Source organism: Dyadobacter sp. 3J3 (assembly GCF_009801115.1).
Taxonomy (GTDB): domain Bacteria; phylum Bacteroidota; class Bacteroidia; order Cytophagales; family Spirosomataceae; genus Dyadobacter.
In genome coordinates, this window is the sequence record NZ_VTOL01000011.1 from 228,396 (window position 1) to 249,373 (window position 20,978).

Here is a 20,978-nt window from a genome sequence, read left to right on the forward strand (position 1 = left end):
ATTAGTTGAGAAGTAAATGCAATTTACAACCTAAATGGTCAGTTTGCAATCTGATTTCAATCTCTTAATATAGGCATGCTCATACAATGTGATCCGCCTCGCGCTCTGGACAATTCGGCCGATGGAAGTGTTATGAAAGTGTTTGTCAGAGTATCAGGAGAAAGCTCATCGTCTTCAAATTTTTGAATTAAATCTTTTGCCCTGATGATCCTGAAACCCTTTTCACGGAAAGCATCCAGTGTTTTATCATTCCGGTCATAACCTATCACAACGCCGTCTTTTATCGCCAGTAAATTACAGGAATCCGTCCATTGCTCGCGCTCGCCGTACGGGAATTCATTATTTCCGGAATAAATAAACTGAACGTCTTCTTCACATTTCAAATCATTCTTGCTTATATCCGTAAGCAGATCTTCCAGGTTTTCAATTTCAACAGGATTTTGCTCTTCTCCTTTGGTAAACTGTAAAATCTGAAAGTCCGGATTGGTTATTTTTGGTGCGAAAAAATGCAAAACATCTTTCTTTTTTGCTTCGTCACCAAGTCTTCCAATACTGCTTAATAAAACCCAGACATTCTTTTTGACTTGTGTGAAAATCGTATCGATATGCATGTAATCCCGTTTCTTCGGAATTTTTATGATGGAAATTTTCCCGACTACATTTTTATCAAATAATATTTTCATCACTTGCTGGGCAGCATATAAGGAGGTTCGCTCGCTGCACCCAATTAGCAAATGTCCGGGAGCGACCATCATCACATCACCGCCTTCTAGTGTACAGCGATGGTAATCACTTGCTTTTTCATCATCCGGAAGTAAAAAATGCCGCTCATTTTCCGGGATTTCAATAATGTTATCCTTAAATGCAGCGAACATTGGGTGATGAAAGAAAATAAACTGTGCTAAAATGGATTCTCTCGTCCGGGCCGATTTTGCCGGTTTATTTAATAAAATATGATCATTGATAACGATCCCAATATCACGCATGAAAATTAAATTTGGCAAAGGCGCGAACAACATGCGTTTGTCTGAAAATGAGCCGGAAATGAAGATTTTGGCAAGCTCATTGGCGTCAAAAGTATTCAGTTCATTTTGTGTTTGATACGAACAGCGTTCAATCCCGCATATCGCGGCGGTTAATTTTATTCTGATATTTTCGTCAAGCAGAATTTCAGCCAAAAGCTTTTGGATGTCAACGACTTTGTCCGAATTAAAATATTTTTCAGACCCCGGAATGTAAAAAGCTCGGGATTTATCGTCGTTTATTTCTTTTAATTTTCCTTTAATCTTTTCAGGATCAAGAAAGTATAAAAGAAGTTTTACATAATAATCATATTCTTTTTTACGCATTGTGTTCAGGTGAACAATATCTTCAAAAAGCCAGTCCTGTGCCTTTGAAGGAATAACTTTTCCTAATCCACGATCCGGACTATGAATAAGTAATCTTCTTAATGTCCCAACTTCGGTTGAAACCATTATTTCAGATGACTTTGTTTTATCTGTATTTACCATATATCAAGCTTAAAATCAGGTCGCAAAGTAATGCGGATAATTTACAATTGGGATATTTGTTGATTGCTTTGCCTACTTTTATAGTAAAGTATGTCCAAAATATCCTCCTCTAGGGAACACAGATGCCCTGAAAAAGGTTAATAAAGATGTATTACCAGAATGTTTGTTTTGAACCGGGGTGGTTATTTTCATATACGACCAAAGCTTACTACTTTTGCGGTAAATTACCAAGAACTACATATACAAGTATAAAATCAGTTATGCTCTCAATTAATGGATTGCGCGCCTCGATAGACGGCAAAGAAATATTAAAAGGCATTAACCTGGAAATCAAACCAGGTGAAGTTCATGCTATCATGGGTCCGAACGGATCAGGAAAAAGCACTTTGGCATCTGTTTTGGCAGGAAGAGAAGAATATGAAGTAACAGCAGGTACTGTTACTTTTGACGGAAAAGATTTATTAGAACTTGCAGCAGAACAAAGAGCAGCGGAAGGAATATTCCTTGCTTTTCAGTATCCTGTTGAAATTCCAGGTGTGACTACCATAAATTTCCTTAAAACTGCGGTTAACGAAATTCGTAAATATAACGGTGAAGAACCTTTGGATGCAGCACGTTTCCTTAAAATGGTGCGTGAAAAAGCGAAATTGGTTAGCATGAACGATTCTCTTTTGAAACGTGCTTTGAACGAAGGTTTCTCGGGTGGAGAGAAAAAACGTAATGAAATTTTCCAGATGGCGGTGCTTGAACCAAAACTTGCTATTTTGGATGAAACCGATTCAGGACTTGACATTGATGCCTTGCGTATCGTCGCGGAAGGAGTGAATTCTCTTCGTTCTCCTGAGCGTTCTGCGATCGTGGTTACCCACTACCAGCGTCTGTTGGATTATATCGTTCCTGATTTTGTACACGTACTTTACAAAGGAAGAATTGTTAAATCCGGTGGAAAAGAGCTTGCTTTTGAATTGGAAGAAAAAGGATATGACTGGATTAAAGCCGAAGTTGAGGCTCAGGAAGTAAACTAATAATCTGTCAGTTTTAATTTTCAGGTTATTGTTGGATTGACCAGCGGGTTGATCAGATAACATCACTTTCAATACCAAAAACGGAATGAGTACCGAAACAATAGATTTAAGAACGAAATTAATCACTGATTTTCACGCGCGGGAATCCGTGATGAATGGTGAAGCAAAATCTGCTTTCCATCAGAAAAAACGTGCTGCTTTCACTCAGTTTGAAACATTGGGATTCCCAACGCCTAAAAACGAAGAGTGGAAATACAGCAACGTACGTGACTTGATCAGTGCTTCCTATAACTTTAATACCAGCGACACGCTTTCGGCAGAAGATCTTATCGATCTGAAAATGCCGGAGCAGGCTGCTAACATATTGTATTTTGTAAACGGTCATTACAATCCGGCACTTTCTACGGTGGTTTCTTCTACGGATCAGATCATTATAGATTCTTTACAAAATGCGTATAAAAACAATCCGGATCTTGTCAATTCTTATTTTGATGAATTGGTGAAAAACGACTCGGATGCTTTTACTTCATTAAATACTGCATTTGCTCACGACGGAGTTTTTATTTATGTGCCAAACAATCAGACTGTTGAGCACCCGGTAATTCTTCGTTTTGTTAGTGATGCCCGTGTAGAAAATGTAGCAAGTCAGCCGCGTAATATCATTGCCGTTGGAAAAAACGCGCATGTGAAAATTGCCGAAGCTTTCAGAACAATCGGCGACGAACGTTCTTTCACAAATGTGGTTACCGAAATTAACGTCGGTGAAGAAGCAGGCGTTGAATATTACAAAGTGCAGAATGAAAGTGAAAATGCTTATCACATTGGGACTACGCAGGTTCGGATGCTGGAAAAATCGCATTTTTACGCAGCTACGGTAACTTTAAACGGAAAGTTCACAAGAAACAACCTGAATATTGTTATTGATGGTGAGCATTGCGAAGCGCATATGTACGGATTGTATTTTCCGGATGGTACGCAGCATGTTGATAATCATACGGTTGCTGACCATAGCAAACCAAATTCTGAAAGTAACGAGTTATATAAAGGGATTTTGCGCGACAAGTCGAAAGGTGTTTTCAATGGTAAAATATTTGTTCGTCCTGACGCCCAAAAAACCAACGCATTTCAGTCTTGTAAAAACATCGTTTTGTCAAATGACGCAACGATGTATACCAAACCTCAGCTTGAAATTTTTGCTGATGACGTGAAATGTTCTCACGGAACTACAACCGGACAAATCGACGAGGAAGCATTATTTTACATGCGTTCACGTGGCATTTCCAAGGCAGAAGCCATGTCACTTTTGATGTTTGCTTTCTGTGCTGACGTTGTTTCGCAGATCAAAATCGATTCAATTCGTGAATATCTTGAAAATGTAATCGCAGAGAAACTTTCCAGGAAGTAATTATCGTTCTGTCTTTACGAATACTTATTATAATGCCCAACCTTCTCTTCAATTGGGTTGGGCATTTTTCTTAATACTTCATTAAAATGACTAATTTCCCAGATATAGCGTCCATTCGTAATGACTTCCCAATTCTTAATGAAGTCATTAACGGAAAACAACTTGTGTATTTTGACAATGCCGCTACAACGCAAAAACCTCGTATTGTACTGGATGCGCTGTCGGGATATTATGAGCATTATAATGCCAACATTCACCGAGGAATTCACCATTTGGCAGAAAAAGCAACTTTTGCCTTTGAAGAATCACGCCGGAGACTACAAAAATTTATCAATGCTGAATTGTCTGAAGAAGTAATATTTACTTATGGGACAACGGATAGTATTAATCTGGTTGCGCAAACATACGGACGGAAATTCCTGAAAGAAGGGGATGAGATCATCATTTCCACGATGGAACACCATTCGAATATTGTTCCATGGCAAATGCTCTGTGAGGAAAAAGGATGCGTTTTAAGAGTGATCCCGATCAATGATGAAGGAGAACTTTTAATGGATGAATATGAGAAAATGCTTTCGGAAAAGACGAAGTTTGTTTCTATCGTCCATGTTTCAAACGCACTGGGAACAATAAATCCGGTGGCAGAAATTATTGAAAAAGCGCATAAAGTAGGAGCAAAGGTTTTATTGGACGGTGCTCAGGCAAGTTCACATTTTACGATTGATGTCCAAGCACTGGATGTTGATTTTTACGCTTTGTCGCTGCACAAAATATACGGACCAACCGGAATGGGTATTTTATATGGTAAAAAAGAATTGCTTGAAGCCATGCCTCCATACCGTGGCGGCGGTGAAATGATCAAGGAAGTAACGTTTGAAAAAACGACTTACAACGAATTGCCGTATAAATTTGAAGCCGGAACGCCGAATATTGCGGATGTTGTTGCTGCTAAATATGCGATTGATTATGTTGATACTTTGGGCAAGTCAAACATTGCAAAACATGAAAATGATCTGCTTTTGTATGCGACCGATGCAGTTAAAGAAATTTCCGGGTTGAGGATCATTGGTCAGGCAAAGGAAAAAGTGAGCGTACTTTCTTTTGTTATAGACGGTATGCACCACCAGGATATTGCTGTGATTCTGGATAATCAGGGAATCGCGGTTCGTACGGGTCACCATTGCACGCAACCTTTAATGTCGCGTTTGGGGATTTTAGGAACCACCCGTGCCTCTTTTGCTGTTTACAACACGATTGAAGAAATTGACGGTTTGATCAAAGGACTTCATAAGGCGAAGAAGATGTTGGGTTGATTCGATCTCAATTATTTTGTATATTCATAAGCTTAAACTATTTAATATTCAGAAAATGGAAACTATTCCTAAAAATGTATTGATAGAGTCGCTTGAAGCAATGCCAGATAATTTGGAAGTAGAGCAAGTAATTGAACAAATAATTGTACTATCTAAAATCGAACGGTCAAGAAAGCAGTTGGATAACGGAGCGTTTCATACACACGAAGAAGTTAAAAATGCCTATAAAAAATGGCTCGAATAAATTGGTCCGAAGAAGCCAGACAAGATTTAGATACAATTTTTCTAGGATTGAATTCAGAATCTCTGTCTTATTCTAAAAAGTGGATCAATGATGTTTTTAGTAAGATCGAACTTCTTGAAAAATTCCCCAATATGGGCAGAACACTTCCGGAAACTAGATTAATTAGTATTAGAGAGATTCCAGTAGGCAAATATCGTGTTATATACAATGTTGCAAAGGATAATGTAATTGAGATCATGGCAATCAGACACTCATCACGGCCATTATCAGAATTTTAAATTATGACAATTAACGAAGCACAAGACGAACTAATCGAAGATTTTGAATTGTTTGATGATTGGGATAGCAAGTACGAGTATATTATAGATCTCGGAAAACAATTTCCAGCGTTGCAGGAAGAATTTAAAACCGAAGAAAATATAATTAAAGGGTGCCAGTCCAGAGTTTGGTTAAATGCCTCTATGGATGGTGAGCTTTTGAAATTTGAGGCTGATAGTGATGCGATTATTACAAGAGGTTTGATCGGTATGCTTGTAAAAGTTTTATCAGGACACACACCTGAGGAAGTTGCAAGTGCCGACCTTTATTTTTTGGAGAAAGTGGGTCTTCATCAGCATCTGGCACAAACCCGTTCAAATGGATTGGCTTCCATGCTGAAACAAATGAGAGCTTACGGAATTGCCTATCAGGCTGTCAAATAAAAAAATATCAAAAGTGAAAACTAAGACGCTTCACTTGCTGTTATCATAACTAAAAAAGAAATGAGCGAATCAGAATTGCGTGAAGAAGTGATTAAGGCGATTAAAATGGTTTACGATCCGGAAATTCCGGTTGATGTTTACGAACTTGGCCTGATATACGATTTAAAAATATTCCCGGTTAATAATGTATTCGTTTCGATGACGCTTACTTCGCCTGCTTGCCCATCTGCGGGAACGCTGCCTGGTGAGGTTGAGCAGAAGATCAGAGAAGTAGAAGGCGTGAATGATGTGAGTATCGAGCTTACTTTTGATCCTCCTTACACGACCGAAATGATGTCGGAAGAGGCGAAACTTGAACTTGGATTTATGTAGGTTTAGCCGTTGACTATTGGCTTTTAGCGATTAGCTTGCAGCTCTAATAAATTAGTAAGAATTCTATTACATCAATAATAAGCTAAATGCCTAACCGCTAATAGCTAACAGCTTATCAAATTTCAACTTTAAACTTTAAGAAAATATGTATCCTCCACAGTTAGTAGCGCCTATGAAGGCGGAGTTGACTAATGTCGGTTTTCAGGATTTGACAAGTGCGGAAGAAGTAGACAACTTCATGCAGAACATGAAAGGCACTGCTTTGGTAGTGATCAATTCAGTTTGCGGTTGTGCTGCTGGTGCTGCCCGTCCGGGCGTAAGAGCTTCTTTGGAACGCAGTGAAATTAAGCCAGATCAATTGGCGACAGTTTTTGCTGGGTTCGATTCTGAGGCTGTCTCAAAAATGCGTGAGTATACTTTACCGTATCCTCCGTCATCTCCCGCGGTTGCTCTTTTCAAAGATGGTGAGTTGATCCATTTTGTTGAACGTCACCACATTGAAGGTCGTTCTGCTGAAATGATTGCTCAGCATTTGCAAATGGCATACGAAGAATTTTGTGCAGAAGAAGCATAATTAATTCTTTCTGATATTTTAAACGGCTACTTTCAAAATTATTCGAAAGTAGCCGTCTGTTTTTTGTAGATTTATTTTTCAAATCTGAATTTTATGCAAGGACATCGTTTCACCAAATTTGTACCCGCCGAACAGACCGGTAATAGCAAGTTTGATCAGCTTTTTGATATTTTTCAGCAACTTTTGCTGATGACGTCAGGTGATGTTAGCGAGGCTATGTCATGGCTTAGCGAGTTGGACAGACAATATAATCTTACAAATGATTCTTATGGGATTGGTGATTTTTTCGATGATTTAAAGAAAAAAGGCTACATCTCGGAAGAAAAACGCGAGGGAGAAAGTAAGCTGATCATGACGCCAAAAGCGGAAAAAAGTATTCGGAAGAGTGCTTTGGACGAGATTTTTGGCAAACTGAAAAGATCGAAATCAGGCGGAAATCATCACACGCCTTATATGGGAGCGGGTGATGAACTAAGCAGTGATATCCGTCAGTTTCAGTTCGGTGATACGCTTGACCAGATTGCGATGACAGAATCCATCAAAAATGCGCAGGTGAATCACGGAATTGGTGATTTTATGCTGATGGAAAATGATCTGGAAGTAGTTGAGCGTGAGCAAAAAACGACTACTGCTACGGTTGTAATGATTGATATCAGCCATTCCATGATTTTGTATGGCGAAGACAGAATTACGCCTGCGAAGAAAGTAGCTTTGGCTTTGGCAGAATTAATCCGCTCCAAATACCCAAAAGATTCTCTGGATATTATCGTTTTCGGAAATGACGCATGGCAGATACAATTAAAAGATTTACCGTATCTGGAAGTTGGTCCTTACCATACCAATACTGTTGCTGGTCTGGAACTTGCTATGGATATTCTCCGTCGAAAGAAAACCCGTAACAAACAGATTTTCATGATCACGGATGGTAAGCCAACCTGTCTGAAAGAAGGGATAAAATATTATAAAAACAGTTTTGGGCTGGATCGTAAGATTATCAGTAAAACCCTGACGCTGGCCGCGCAGTGCCGTCGTTTAGAAATTCCGGTAACTACGTTTATGATTGCGACGGACCCTTATCTGAAACAATTTGTTCAGAATTTTACCAAAGTAAATAATGGACGCGCTTACTATAGTAATCTGCAAGGATTAGGAGGATTTGTACTGGAAGATTTCCAGCGTAACCGCCGAAAAAATATGAAGTAACAAAAAACGGATTGGCGTTAAACCAATCCGTTTTTTTGTTTTATTTCTTACCTGCTGAAATCATATTAGCAAAAAGTCGGTAGGCCCCGGTAACACCTGCCGGAAGTTCCCGGAAAAATGAAAGTCCGGTATAAATGTAATGTCCTTTTCCGTATTGGGCATAAAGTACGCCTCCTTCTTTCAAACTCTCATCGGTGTCATTGGCTGAGAAAATCGCGTCATAGTGCGTTTTATCCCAGTCATTGGCAAAATATAAACCTCGTTCCTGGATCCAGCCATTGAAATCTTTCTGCGTGATTTTGTTTGGATAATTTAGTAACGCATGTTCAGGTTTTAAAAAGCGCATTTCAGCATCTTCCTCAGCAACACGATCCTGGCTTAACTGAATCGGGTAAGGCCCGATCTGCTTCACTTTCATTCTTTGTGGTATGGTGTACTGGACAACCATCGTTCCGCCATTTTTGACATATTCCATCAATTTTTCCTGATAGTAAGTCAAACGATTTTCCGTATTATATGCTCTTATTCCGACAACAATAGCGTCATAACCGCTTAAATCTTTGGAAAGTGCAGCTTCATTCAACATGGTTACCGTACAGCCCATTTGTCTTAATGCAGTTGGGACATCATCACCGGCACCAGCAATGTAGCCGATATTTTTCACACTAATTTTTACATCAAGCTTGGCCAGTTTTGCTTCTGCGGGAGGGAATAGGGTTTGGCTTGGAATGTGGCGATAGTCAATGGTTTTAATCGATTTGTCATAACTTTTTCCATCCACAAGGACAACCGCTTTTACGACACCTTCTTCATTTTTGGCAGGTGGAGTAATGGTGAAACTGTAAGTCTGTTCCTGATATTTTTCAGTCATATCAAAATTTACACTGGCTGGTTCCGATTTCCATCCTTTTGGCAAATCAAGTTTCAAAGTTCCTTTAACATTACTTTTTTGCGCTTCTACCATAACACTTAATGTTTTGGCCGCCGAGTTTGGGAAAATGAAAACCGGCTCATTGATATTAGCAGTTACTGCCGGACGTATTTCAAATGGCCGGTAAATTTCACCTGAGGCAGGATCGGTAAATTTATAAATCCAGGGTCTTGAATAGGTAAATTTCTGTCCATCAATCTCAAAAATATAATCCGTTTTGGTCTCCGGTCTGTTTTCAGGATAACCAATATCCTGCTGATTATCAATCTGGAAAATACCTTTATCAATCGGTTTCAGAAGCCAGTATGGTTGCGTTGTTTTTAAGTCTGTTGGCAACTGTGCCTTTTTGGCAAAAGCATTCATTTCATTTTCGCCCAGATTTAGGTTTAAAACACTGTCAGCTTTAATGCCCGTCCAGTTAAGGGAAATTAACTTAACAGGATATTTAGAGCGTTTCACAACAGTCATTTTTATATCGGCCGCGTCACCTGCAACGGAAGAAAACTCGGTTGGATTTGTTTCAAAAAATAAACCAACACATTGAACAAGCAAGTCACAAATTTCTTGCTTTTTCGCCTTAACATAAATATTTGCTGAATCCAGTTTTGTCAGTTCCTGATTTATTTTTAACAGCGCAGGAACTGTCGCGGAAGGATTGCCAATGTCATAATTTTTAATCGCATCAGACACCAGCGACTGCACTTTCTGACTTCCATCGACACGTTTCCAGGTAATGTCTACATCGTCAAAAAGATTGCTTTTTGCTGCTGTTCCTTCTTTGTGAAGAAAATAATCAATTCGTTCACCACGCGCTGGCGCACTTCCAAATCCCTGGCTTCTATGCTGGCTACGGCTTTCCGCAGCAATTTCAGTATACGATTTTCCTAAAACCGGATTGTAGCCACCAATTTCTAAGGAGATAAACGGATTTTTTTCGCCTTCAGGTTGCTTGTTTGTAAATCCTGGTGTGAAGGTATTCCAAACCAAACGTTTTGCCTGCCAGGTTTTTACAAATTTCAGCTGATCAGGATATGAATTCGGATCAGCGGCTAATTTGAAAGCTTCTTCTGCAAGATATGCGGATGTTTGATGGTGGCCGTGTCCAGCACGCGGATCCGGTGGAAAACGTGTAATAATTACGTCCGGTTGAAATTTACGGATCAGCCAAACTACGTCGCCCAAAACTTTATTCTGATCCCAGAAATTCAGTGTTTCTTTTCTGGTTTTTGAAAAACCGAAATCATAAGCGCGGGAAAAAAACTGTGTTGCTCCGTCAATTTTACGTGCTCCCAATAATTCCTGAGTTCGGATTATACCAATATTAGCACCCTGTTCAGCACCGATAAGATTTTGTCCGCCATCCCCTCGTGTCAAAGAAAGGTAACCAGTTCTGACCAGCTGATCTTTCGACATGTAAGACAACATTAATGTATTCTCGTCATCCGGATGTGCAGCAATATGCAGAATAGAACCAAGGACATTTAATTTTTTTACGCCTTGATAAATTTCACTGGAAGATAGGGTAGGAACTTGTGCCCGGATCTGGAAAGAGAGAAGCAGAGAAAACAGAATAGTAATTTTTTTCATACGGGAATTTCAGGGGCTTAGCTTTTAATACTACAATGTACGGGTAAGGACGTAATCTTCAAAGACTTCATAGTGAATCAGGATCGTTTCCAATTTTTCTTTTCCAAAATGCACAGAAATTTCTCCTTGTGGTTTTGCCAAAAAAGGATTGACAGACATGTTATTTCTAGGATCAAGCTCTTTGATACCAGCATATTTGTAAACCGATTCCTTGGCCGACCAGAGAATATTAATCAGAATGAAATCTGCCTTATCAACCCATAATTGCTCCTCGTCGTTCAGGAAAAAGTCGATTCCTTTGCCTATGTCCGGTTTTATTTTTTGAATATCGACACCAGCAGATTTGTCTTTAACCAGATACATGGCTGCATATTTTTCAGAGTGTGAAATAGAAATTTTATAATTTGTTGATATAAGAAATGGCTTGCCATTTTCATCATAACTGATTTCATGGGTTTCTTCCAACATTTTTTCTAACAAAAGTCTTACGGCAACGGATTCTTTTTTTCTTTTGCTGTTAACTTTCCTCTCCAACTTTTTTTGATCTGAATCAGATAATTTAATAGCCTCAAACATCTCTTCTAACGATTCCGATATTTCCCATAAACCCAAAAGTGAATCGCCTTCCAATATCTTTTTATAGACTAAGCCCATTTAATTCGTAATTTTATGCGTTAATAAAAAGGGGTAAATGAGTTGTAGGGAAAATTTTCCGATCAGAAATGCCAGTTAAGAAATTTTACTCCGAATTCCCGTTTAAGCTATATGTGGCCCAAAAATAAATCAGTAAGTACGTTTCTTAAAATAATTTTAGTAATTCTTCTCGTTGCAGGAGTCATTTTTGGCCTATTTATCTGGGCGGTAAAATTGCCTGCGCCAAAGATAGCAAGTAATAAAACTATCGAAAGTTATAAGCGTATTCAACTGGGTCCCAATCATTATAAAGTTGAAAACTGCTGGCTCAAAAAGAATAAATACGGTATTTGGGAAATGTATCTGGAAGGAAGTCCTTACGAACGCGGACTTATTTATGGTATTTTGGCCAAAGAATTGATGGAAAAACAGGAAGTTCATTTTGTTGACCAGATCAAAGAAATTGTCCCAAATGCATTCTTTTTGCAGGTATTAAAAGGTTTTGTTGCCTGGTTCAATAAGGATATTTATAAATATATTCAGGACGAAAATTTGCAGGAAATCTATGGAGTTTCTCAATCTTTTTCTGACAAGTATAATTATATCGGCCCAAAATATTACCGGATCTTAAATTACCATGCAGCGCACGATATCGGTCATGCGCTGACGGATTTAAATATGGTTGGCTGCACTTCCTTTGCCGTTAAAAATTCTCTTTCAGCTGATTCTTCTTTGTTAATTGGCAGAAATTTCGACTTTTATATGGGCGATGCTTTTGCGGAAGATAAGTTGATCGTTTTTATGAATCCCGACAAAGGATACAAATTCGCCTCTTATGCCTGGGCGGGCTTAACCGGCGTTGTTTCAGGGATAAATGAAAAGGGGATTACGGTAACGCTTAACGCTTCCAAATCAGATATTCCCTATGGAGCAAAAGAGCCGATTTCATTACTGGCGAGGGAAATTCTTCAATATGCAGCCACAATCGATGAAGCACATGCGATTGCCAAAAAACGTGACACATTTGTTTCGGAATCACTTTTGATAGGATCTGCACAGGATAATAAGGCTGCTATTATTGAAAAATCACCCACAAAAATGGATTTGTATGCATCGGGTTCTGATTACCTTGTTTGCGCCAATCATTATCAGGGAACTGCTTTTATTAAAGATTCGGTCAATATCAATAATATTACGGATACAGATTCCAAAGCCAGATTTGACAGAATGAGCCAGCTAATGGTGCGTTCGTATCCGGTAGATGTTCAGGAAGCTGCGGATATTTTAAGAAATAAAGAAGGCCTGAATGATACTTTTATAGGTTATGGAAATTCAAAATCCTTAAATCAGCTGATTGCACATCATGGAATTATTTTTAAACCATCAGCACGGAAAGTCTGGATTTCTACGCCACCTTATCAGCTTGGAGCCTTTATTTGTTATGATTTAAATGACGTTTTTAGCCATAAGGAAAGTTTTCATGCGATTGATTCTTTGTCTATTCAGCCGGATCCTTTCCTGGCAACGGACGCTTACAGAAGATTTGAAGCATTTAAAGTGACCAAGCAAAAGATCCACAAATATGTGATGCTGGGCATTCCATATAAATTGAGTTTGAAGGATGAATATGCGATGGTTAGTAATAATCCTGAAAGTTATGTTACCTATCTAACGCTGGGCGAATATTATCAAAAGAATAAAAACTACGATAAGGCGATCGGTTATTACCAGGAATCTTTGCAACATGAGGTTTCATCTAAAAATGAAATTCGTGCAATTCAGGCTAAAATCGAGGAATGCAAAAAAGAAAAATCCTGAGGATATATTTTAGCAGCTCAAAATTTTTCAAGCGTTTTGCCGACAGATTTTTAAAACCTGAAATTAATCCTAATATTTCAGTCCGAATAATTTACCCCGTTTATGACAGAAATCAGCACATCACAAAGTGAAAAGTTAAAAGAGATTCTTCGATATATTAATACCAATTCCGCTTATTATCAACGGATTTTTGCCAGAGACGGGATTGATATTGAAACCATAAAAACGGTTAAGGATTTGTCTGGAATCCCATTCACAACAAAAGATGATCTCGCGCTTTATAATGATGATTTTCTTTGTGTTTCTAAAAATAAAATCTCTGATTTCGTAACTACGTCGGGGACATTGAGTGATCCTGTTGCATTTTATCTTACAGATAAAGATGTTGAACGCTTAGCGAATAATGAGGCCGAGGCCTTTAAATGTGCCAATGGTTCTGAAAATGATATCTACCAGCTAATGACCACAATCGACCGCCGTTTTATGGCTGGTCTTGCCTATTGGATGGGCGCGCGGAAAATGGGCGCAGGGATGATCCGGGTCGGTCCGGGTGCTCCCTTTCTGCAATGGGAATCCATTCAGCGGTTTTCTCCCACAGTTCTTATTGCCATTCCGTCTTTTATTCCCAGGCTGATTGATTATGCTCTGGAAAATAATATTGACTTTAAATCCTCCTCGGTAAAATCAATTTTATGCATCGGAGAGCCGATCCGTAATCCAGATTTTTCCTACAATGAATTAGGGAAACGCATCACGTCTCAATGGGAAGTCAAACTCTATTCAACCTATGCTTCCACAGAAATGGGCGCAGCATTTACTGAATGTGAGGAAGGAAAAGGCGGACATTTAAATCCTGATCTGCTGATACTCGAAGTTGTTGATGAGGAAGGGGAAATAGTTGGTGAAGGAGAAATGGGAGAAGTTGTTGTGACCACGCTGGGTGTGGAAGGTATGCCTTTGCTAAGATATAAAACCGGCGACCTGTGTAATGTATATTATGAGCCATGTGCATGTGGAAGAACTTCAACGAGGCTAGGCCCTGTTGTAGGACGGAAACAGCAAATGATCAAGTTTAAAGGAACTACAATTTTTCCACCTGCTCTTTTTGATGTTTTGGACATGGTTCCGGAAATAGATTTGTACCAGGTTGTGGTTTCTAAAAACGAATTTGGTAATGATGAAATTTCTATATTATTGACAATGAATCTGGAAACTCCGTTGTTCAAAGAAAAGCTTCATTCTTTGTTTAAATCGCGTCTCAGAGTTACGCCAGTGTTAAATTTCATAACCACTCAAGAATTAAACCACCGAATATTCAAACAGGAAAAAAGGAAACCGGAAAAGTTGATATATATTTGATTTTTATCATTTTAAAATCACCCCTAAACATGAAAAGGACCAAAATTGCAGTAATTTTTACGATTTTGTTATTCGCCGTTCAGGCTGGTTTTGCCCAAAGAGGAGTAGACTTACGATCCGGAGATGTTAGTGTACTTTCAGGAGAAAAAACAGTGAATGTACAGTACGATTATTCCGAGTTTGGTGTCGGGAAATTTGCTACTGAAAAAGAATATCTTGATAAGAAATCTGGCGAATACAATGCCAAAGAACCTGGGAAAGGCGATGAGTGGAAAAAAACCTGGGTTGCCGACCGCAAAAACCGATACGAGCCCAAGTTTGAAGAATTGTTCAATAAAGGGATGGAAGGTAAAGGATTAAAAGTTGAACAGGGAGCATCAGCCAAGTATACGTTTGTTGTACATACCACGTATGTTGAGCCTGGTTTCAATGTTGGCGTGATGCGCAAAAATGCATACTTAAATTACAAAGTGGATCTTGTAGAATCTGCTGGTAAAAAGACTATTGCAGAGATTATTCTAAGTAATGTAGCCGGCGGACAGTTCGGTGGATTTGATTACGATTCGGGCACGCGTATTGCAGAATCCTACGCAAAGGCAGGGAAACTTCTTGCTGCGTTTCTTGAAAAACAACTGAAATAATCTTAATAATTTCTATTTTTGAAGGTGTATCTTAATTTCAATGTCATGAAAAAAACATTATTATTTCTAATTGCATTATTCTTCGCAGGTCAGGTTTCGGCGCAAACGTTATCTGATTTATTTGCAGGAAATGCCAAACTTACATTCCTTGGCCTGGACTTTACGCAGGCTAAATTCATCGGACGCCTGGGTTTCGTTGATCCGGTTGCTATTAAAAATCAGCATATCACAAGCTGGAATGACCTGATTGAATATGAACCAAAAAAATTCTCTCTTCAGGATGCTTTCAAGCTCAAACCTGAAATGTATCAGTCGAAAGTTTCTGATATGGTAAAATTGAATGAATCGGTTGATGTGAAAGGTAACATTACAGAAGATGAATACGTAATCACAGAAGATCAGGTGAAAAAGTCAGTTTCAAAATATTCGCTAAGTGTGAAGGATGGAATTGGAATCGTTTACGTTGTTGAAAGTTTGAACAAAAAAGCTGAGAAGTTATTTGCCTGGGTTACTTTTATTGATTTGAAAACAAAAAAAGTTTTATACACTGAAAAGCTTGAAGGTTCTGCCGGCGGATTTGGATTCCGTAATTATTGGGCAGGCGGCGTTTATAAAATCAATAAATCCATTGATTCAAAATATTACAAACAGTGGAGTAAAACATTAAAATAGAATTACATACCGGCTTTTTTGCCTGATTTAATTCTATAAGGCATTGATTATTAATATAAAAAAATAATATTGCTATCGGAAGCTGTACATGGCTCTTTAAAGAGTGTTGTACAGCTTCTTACTTAACTGACGATCCTGTACTTTGAAAAAAATATTTATCATGTTGATCTTTTGTATGTCCTTTTTGCAGGGATGTTCAAAAATATTTTATCGGTCGGCAGAAAAAGCATTTGAAGAGAATAAGCGAAACCAGCCTTATGACGCGATCATTGTGCCCGGGTTTCCATATCAGGGAAAGGAATGGGATATGGTGTATAAAATGAGAATTCACTGGGCTTATTATTTATATAAAAAGGGCTATGCGAAAAATATCATTTTCTCGGGCTCTGCGGTTGCCACCCCTTATATTGAAAGCAGGGTAATGGCATATTATGCCGAAGGGTTGGGGGTTCCCAAGGAAAATATTTTCACGGAGGAAAAGGCAGAGCACAGTACAGAAAACGTTTATTATGCTTACAGACTGGCCAAGGATCTCGGTTTTAATAAAATAGCGCTTGCCACAGATCCTTTCCAAAGTAGCTATATGGGAAAATTTATGCGGAAATTTGAAATACCTGTTGCACTTTTGCCGACGGTTATTGATACGTTGAAAACGCTGGATTTGTACGAACCCAAAATTGATCCTAAACTTGCGATAAAGGACGGGTTTGTAAAACTGTCTTCAAGAGAGAATTTCTTCCAGCGTTTTAAGGGAACAATGGGTAAAAACATTATCTGGCATGAGGAGGATCTGAAAAAGAAAAAATACAGACGAAGATTTAAGGACCGCATGATTCCTTCAGGTGCGTTGAGTAAAGAACATTAATTTGTACAATGAAAAAAGAGATATCGGCAATAGATGCCAAATTTGAAGCACAAAAAATAGCCTTTGGGCCGATGTATTTTCAATCGGTCATTGCATTAAGAGATTTAGGAATTCTTGAATTTATAAACAATCACCGGAAAGGAGTAAGCATTTCTACGATCATTGAAAAACTGGACGTGTCCGAATATGGTGTGGATTTGCTGATTGAAGCAGCAGAAATATTAGGCGTAGTTGAATGTTTTGATGAAGGGAAAGTCAAAATTACAAAGGTCGGTTTTTTTCTTTTAAAAGATGAAATGACCAAAGTGAATGTCAACTTCATGAATGATGTCTGTTATCTGGGAGCGAAAGCGATGACGGACAGCATTAGAAACGGGAAACCGGAAGGACTTAAAGTACTGGGTGACTGGCCAACGATTTATGAAGGTTTGTCAATTTTACCTGAACCAGCCAAGAAATCCTGGTTTGAATTTGATCATTACTATTCCGATGGTGCTTTTCCGGAGGCTCTTAAAATTGTTTTTAGTAAAAAGACGGGTACAATTTTTGATATAGGAGGGAATACGGGGAAATGGTCCTTTGCATGTTGTGGATATGATCCGGATGTTAAAATCAAAATACTGGATTTGCCGGTTCAGCTGAAAGTAGCAAAACAAAACGCAACTGAAAAAGGTCTTCTCGGCAGGATTGAGTTTTATCCAATCAATCTGCTGGATACTGAACAAAAAATTCCTCAGGGTGCAGATGTGATCTGGATGAGCCAGTTCCTGGACTGTTTTTCAAAGGAAGAAATAGTTTGTATATTGAAAAATGCTTATCAGGCGGCATCGGAGGATACCAGAGTATTTATTCTCGAACCGTTTTTTGATAATCAGAATTATCCGGCAGCCCATTTTAGTCTTGTCGCCACTTCGTTATATTTTACGATAATGGCAAACGGAAATAGTAAAATGTACCGGATTGAAGTAATGAAATCATTGGTTAATGAAGCAGGTTTTGAGGTAGTTGAAACCTATCCTTTGATCGGAGACAGTTATCATACCATTCTGGAATGTAAGAAAAGAGTGTAAATGAAATTCATCAGCATACAGCCGGTAACATTTTTGATCATAAGTTTTTGTTTCATTTTTTCTGCATTTCGCATCGTGGAAGTAGATAGAGCTGAGTTTTATGAGGCTTTATCAAGTAAAACCGAGGAAGGAATTGATAAGATGATCAGCAGGCTGGACCTGGAAAAATCATCATCCATAGTTAACGCTTACCAAGGTGCGCTTTATATGAAAAAAGCAAATTTTGTAAAAGGTGTAAACATGAAAGTGAAAACTTTTAAAAAGGGTGCTCACTTATTGGAAGATGAGATTGGCAAAAATCCATCCAACACCGAATATCATTTTTTAAGATTGGCTATTCAGGAGCATGCACCTGGAATACTTGGTTATAACAAAAATAAAGACGAAGATAAAGTTGCAATTGTAAAAGGATTTTCAAAATTGAATTCAAGTTTGAAATCAGTCATTTCAAATTATGCGAAAGATTCGAAAGTTTTGAAAGAATCTGATTTAAATAACTGATTACTTAACCCTAATAGTTTGACGACTCGCACCCTGTCAAGCTTTATACATTATAGAATTGAAAAAGATCCTGGTGATTAGCTATTCACAGTCGGGACAACTGGATGAGGTTATTGATCATTTTCTGTTGCCATTTGATACTGTTTCGGTAGAAAGAATTTATTTAAAGCCGAAGAAACCATTTCCGTTTCCATGGACTTCTGACGTATTTTTTGATACAATGCCTGAATGTGTTGTTGAAGAAGCCGTTGAACTGGAACCTGTCAATTATGCTTCCTCCGATTATGATTTGATCATACTTGGCTACCAGCCCTGGTTTTTGTCACCCTCCCTTCCAACAACATCTATTTTACAGGATCCGGCTTTTCAGCGCCTGATTAATGGAAAGCCTGTTGTAACGATTATAGCGGGAAGAAATATGTGGATCAACGCACAGGAAAGTGTAAAACCTTACATTAAAAATGCAGGAGGAATGCTAGTAGCGAACATTCCCTTAATGGACAGGACTTCCAATCTGATCAGCGCAGTAACGATTTTGCACTGGATGCTAACTGGCCGAAAAGATAGCAAATGGAATATATTTCCGCTTCCTGGTGTTAGTAAACAGGATATTGAAGGGTCGTCCAGATTTGGTGCCATTGTTGAGGATGCGTTGCAAAAAGAAAATTATGGTAATCTTCAAAATAATATTCTGGGTTTGGGATTGATAGAAATTCCTACGGATATTTTATTTATTGAAGAGAGGGCCAAAAAGATATTTAGAATTTGGGCAGGTTTGATCAAGAAAAAGGGAACAACGCTACAAAAGCGGAAAAAACTTGTTGGTTTCTTTAAATACTATCTTTTGATCGCCCTGTTTATTGTAGCGCCGATCATACTGTTTGTTTATAATTTGTTAGTGGTACCCTTTACATCACGTTCAATTAAAAAGAAAAAGGAATATTTTTGTGGTTTAGAAACCAGAGCATAATGTCAGAAGCATATATTACAAGGATTTCAAAATTTTTACCTAATGAAGCTGTTCCAAATGAAGAAATGGAACAATATTTAGGCTATATCAATGGAAAACCGTCAAAATCAAAAGCGATTGTTCTCCGCAATAATGGAATAAAAAGCAGATATTACGCATTAACAAAAGAGGGGACCGCCACGCATACAAATGCTGAAATGGCAGCTTTGGCTATCAAGGATTTGTTTTCAAACGCGCCCGAAGAGTTGAGTGAGATTGATTTACTGAGCTGTGCAACATCCAGCCCCGACCAGCTCATGCCGTCGCATGGTGTTATGGTGCACGGTTGGCTTCCTGAAACGGACTCTATTGAAGTAGTTTCTCCGTCGGGTGTTTGTTGCGCCGGAATGCATGCGCTGAAATATGCTTACATGTCGGTCAGGATTGGTGAAAAGAAAAAAGCAGTTTCCTGTGCTTCTGAACGTTTGTCGCCAGTTTTGCGTGCGGATCAGTTTGAGGATGAAGTTCAGCAATTGATCAAATTGGAGCAAAATCCATATCTGGCATTTGAAAAAGATTTTTTAAGATGGATGTTATCCGACGGTGCAGGTGCATTTCTGATCGAAGACAAGCCGAACAAAGATACTATTTCTTTAAAAATCGACTGGATTGAAGGATGTTCTTTTGCAAATGTGGAGGAAGCCTGTATGTATATGGGCTCGGATAAAGAAAGTGACGGCATTTTGAAAAGTTATAAAGATTTTTCGCCTGAGGATGTTTTGGATAAATCAATATTTAGTATCAAACAGGATGTGAAATTGTTGGGCGAGAAAATTGTAAAACTTGGTTTTGTAAAACTAAGAGATATAATTGCTGAACGTGGGCTGGATATGAGTGAGATTGATTATTTCCTGCCGCATTTGTCAAGCTTCTTTTTTGAAAAGAAAATTGAAGATTTTTTTGTAGAAAATGACATTTCGGTACCAAAGGAAAAGTGGTTTACCAATCTGGCGAGTAAGGGAAATGTTGGTGCAGCATCCATTTACATGATGTTGGAAGAAGTTTTTAATAGTGGTAAATTGAAAAAAGGAGAAAAAGTGCTGTTGGCCGTTCCCGAAAGCGCCAGATTTTCCTATATGTTTTGTTTGTTGACAGTTTGTTGATCGAATAAAATTAGTTGAATCATCCAAAATTTTGATAAAAATGAAAAAGGAAGATTTACCACAGGATCCGGGCGCACTTGCCAATTTTACAAGAGAGGTTTGTTACGTCAAAAACCAGGAGGGGAAATACGAAACCGCGCTCAGCGAAGGCTGGGATGTGAAAAAAGAAGCATTGGATAATGCCTGGGTTGATGTCAAAGAAAGAATTGAGGAAGCGCGCCAGGCTGTGATAAACGGTGAAAAAAGTCCGGTTTATTATTTCATGGAGCTTCGTCTGATGGATATTCCGCTGCTTTCCGGGTATACCGGTTTTCTTGGCTTTTTCGTGAAAAGGCATTTCAAGCCTTCTATATTTAAAGGTTTGGGTGACAATAAATTAAAAAAATATGCAGACGCCTTTGATATTACATTGGACGAATTGAAAAATTTTAAAGGTTAATT

Annotated in this window: 22 protein-coding genes; 19 read left to right on the forward strand and 3 right to left on the reverse strand. The window is 38.5% G+C overall.

Going from position 1 to position 20,978, the window contains the following annotated elements:
- Positions 1–56 precede the first annotated feature (56 nt).
- On the reverse strand, positions 57–1,511 hold the full coding sequence (locus tag FZF08_RS23100) for an arginine deiminase family protein (RefSeq protein ID WP_159474025.1): 1,455 nt from the start codon (positions 1,509–1,511) through the stop codon (positions 57–59).
- 260 nt (positions 1,512–1,771) lie between these two features.
- Between FZF08_RS23100 and sufC the strand changes: the two genes are divergently transcribed.
- The 9 genes from sufC (at position 1,772) to FZF08_RS23145 (ending at position 8,348) form a co-directional block, all read left to right on the forward strand.
- Positions 1,772–2,536, forward strand: a complete 765-nt coding sequence (gene sufC / locus FZF08_RS23105; RefSeq protein WP_159474027.1) for a Fe-S cluster assembly ATPase SufC — start codon at positions 1,772–1,774, stop codon at positions 2,534–2,536.
- An 85-nt stretch (positions 2,537–2,621) separates the two neighbouring features.
- The gene (gene sufD / locus FZF08_RS23110) at positions 2,622–3,941 is read left to right on the forward strand and encodes a Fe-S cluster assembly protein SufD (protein WP_159474029.1); all 1,320 of its coding nucleotides are present in this window, start codon (positions 2,622–2,624) and stop codon (positions 3,939–3,941) included.
- Between the two features lie 86 nt (positions 3,942–4,027).
- Entirely contained in the window at positions 4,028–5,254 is a 1,227-nt protein-coding gene (locus tag FZF08_RS23115; RefSeq protein WP_159474031.1) for a cysteine desulfurase, read from the forward strand.
- 55 nt (positions 5,255–5,309) lie between these two features.
- Positions 5,310–5,498, forward strand: coding sequence for a hypothetical protein (locus FZF08_RS23120; RefSeq protein ID WP_159474033.1), 189 nt, complete (start codon positions 5,310–5,312; stop codon positions 5,496–5,498).
- Positions 5,486–5,776 (forward strand): type II toxin-antitoxin system RelE/ParE family toxin, encoded by a 291-nt coding sequence (locus FZF08_RS32360; RefSeq protein WP_159474035.1) that lies wholly within the window; start codon positions 5,486–5,488, stop codon positions 5,774–5,776. Before FZF08_RS23120 ends, FZF08_RS32360 begins: the two co-directional genes overlap by 13 nt.
- Before the next feature lie 3 nt (positions 5,777–5,779).
- Positions 5,780–6,199: a SufE family protein gene (locus tag FZF08_RS23130; RefSeq protein WP_159474037.1), complete on the forward strand. Its 420-nt coding sequence runs from the start codon at positions 5,780–5,782 to the stop codon at positions 6,197–6,199.
- Between the two features lie 60 nt (positions 6,200–6,259).
- The gene (locus tag FZF08_RS23135) at positions 6,260–6,571 is read left to right on the forward strand and encodes an SUF system Fe-S cluster assembly protein (RefSeq protein WP_159474039.1); all 312 of its coding nucleotides are present in this window, start codon (positions 6,260–6,262) and stop codon (positions 6,569–6,571) included.
- Between the two features lie 145 nt (positions 6,572–6,716).
- On the forward strand, positions 6,717–7,145 hold the full coding sequence (locus FZF08_RS23140) for a BrxA/BrxB family bacilliredoxin (protein ID WP_159474041.1): 429 nt from the start codon (positions 6,717–6,719) through the stop codon (positions 7,143–7,145).
- Between the two features lie 93 nt (positions 7,146–7,238).
- A complete protein-coding gene (locus FZF08_RS23145) occupies positions 7,239–8,348 on the forward strand; it encodes a VWA domain-containing protein (protein ID WP_159474043.1) in 1,110 nt (369 codons plus the stop codon).
- Positions 8,349–8,388: 40 nt separating this feature from the next.
- Here the strand turns inward: FZF08_RS23145 and FZF08_RS23150 are convergent, their stop codons facing one another.
- The gene (locus tag FZF08_RS23150; protein ID WP_159474046.1) at positions 8,389–10,866 is read right to left on the reverse strand and encodes a PIG-L family deacetylase; all 2,478 of its coding nucleotides are present in this window, start codon (positions 10,864–10,866) and stop codon (positions 8,389–8,391) included.
- A 30-nt stretch (positions 10,867–10,896) separates the two neighbouring features.
- Positions 10,897–11,520, reverse strand: coding sequence for a 4'-phosphopantetheinyl transferase superfamily protein (locus tag FZF08_RS23155; protein ID WP_159474049.1), 624 nt, complete (start codon positions 11,518–11,520; stop codon positions 10,897–10,899).
- A 111-nt stretch (positions 11,521–11,631) separates the two neighbouring features.
- Between FZF08_RS23155 and FZF08_RS23160 the strand changes: the two genes are divergently transcribed.
- From FZF08_RS23160 to FZF08_RS23205, 10 genes are all read left to right on the forward strand, one after another.
- Positions 11,632–13,317 (forward strand): C45 family autoproteolytic acyltransferase/hydolase, encoded by a 1,686-nt coding sequence (locus tag FZF08_RS23160; protein ID WP_159474052.1) that lies wholly within the window; start codon positions 11,632–11,634, stop codon positions 13,315–13,317.
- A 102-nt stretch (positions 13,318–13,419) separates the two neighbouring features.
- Positions 13,420–14,676 (forward strand): phenylacetate--CoA ligase family protein, encoded by a 1,257-nt coding sequence (locus tag FZF08_RS23165; RefSeq protein WP_159474055.1) that lies wholly within the window; start codon positions 13,420–13,422, stop codon positions 14,674–14,676.
- Between the two features lie 29 nt (positions 14,677–14,705).
- Positions 14,706–15,317 carry a hypothetical protein gene (locus FZF08_RS23170; protein ID WP_159474058.1) on the forward strand — a complete coding sequence of 204 codons (612 nt, stop codon included), beginning with the start codon at positions 14,706–14,708 and terminating at the stop codon, positions 15,315–15,317.
- 45 nt (positions 15,318–15,362) lie between these two features.
- Positions 15,363–15,989: a hypothetical protein gene (locus tag FZF08_RS23175; protein ID WP_159474061.1), complete on the forward strand. Its 627-nt coding sequence runs from the start codon at positions 15,363–15,365 to the stop codon at positions 15,987–15,989.
- Between the two features lie 142 nt (positions 15,990–16,131).
- Positions 16,132–16,854 (forward strand): YdcF family protein, encoded by a 723-nt coding sequence (locus FZF08_RS23180; protein WP_229216658.1) that lies wholly within the window; start codon positions 16,132–16,134, stop codon positions 16,852–16,854.
- An 8-nt stretch (positions 16,855–16,862) separates the two neighbouring features.
- Positions 16,863–17,924, forward strand: a complete 1,062-nt coding sequence (locus tag FZF08_RS23185; protein ID WP_159474063.1) for a methyltransferase — start codon at positions 16,863–16,865, stop codon at positions 17,922–17,924.
- Positions 17,925–18,425 (forward strand): hypothetical protein, encoded by a 501-nt coding sequence (locus FZF08_RS23190; RefSeq protein ID WP_229216659.1) that lies wholly within the window; start codon positions 17,925–17,927, stop codon positions 18,423–18,425.
- 58 nt (positions 18,426–18,483) lie between these two features.
- A complete protein-coding gene (locus tag FZF08_RS23195; RefSeq protein WP_159474066.1) occupies positions 18,484–19,395 on the forward strand; it encodes a hypothetical protein in 912 nt (303 codons plus the stop codon).
- Positions 19,395–20,537: a beta-ketoacyl-ACP synthase III gene (locus tag FZF08_RS23200; protein ID WP_159474069.1), complete on the forward strand. Its 1,143-nt coding sequence runs from the start codon at positions 19,395–19,397 to the stop codon at positions 20,535–20,537. The genes FZF08_RS23195 and FZF08_RS23200 overlap by 1 nt, the downstream gene beginning before the upstream one ends.
- 40 nt (positions 20,538–20,577) lie before the next feature.
- Positions 20,578–20,976, forward strand: coding sequence for a hypothetical protein (locus tag FZF08_RS23205; RefSeq protein ID WP_159474072.1), 399 nt, complete (start codon positions 20,578–20,580; stop codon positions 20,974–20,976).
- The last annotated feature ends 2 nt before the right edge of the window (positions 20,977–20,978 follow it).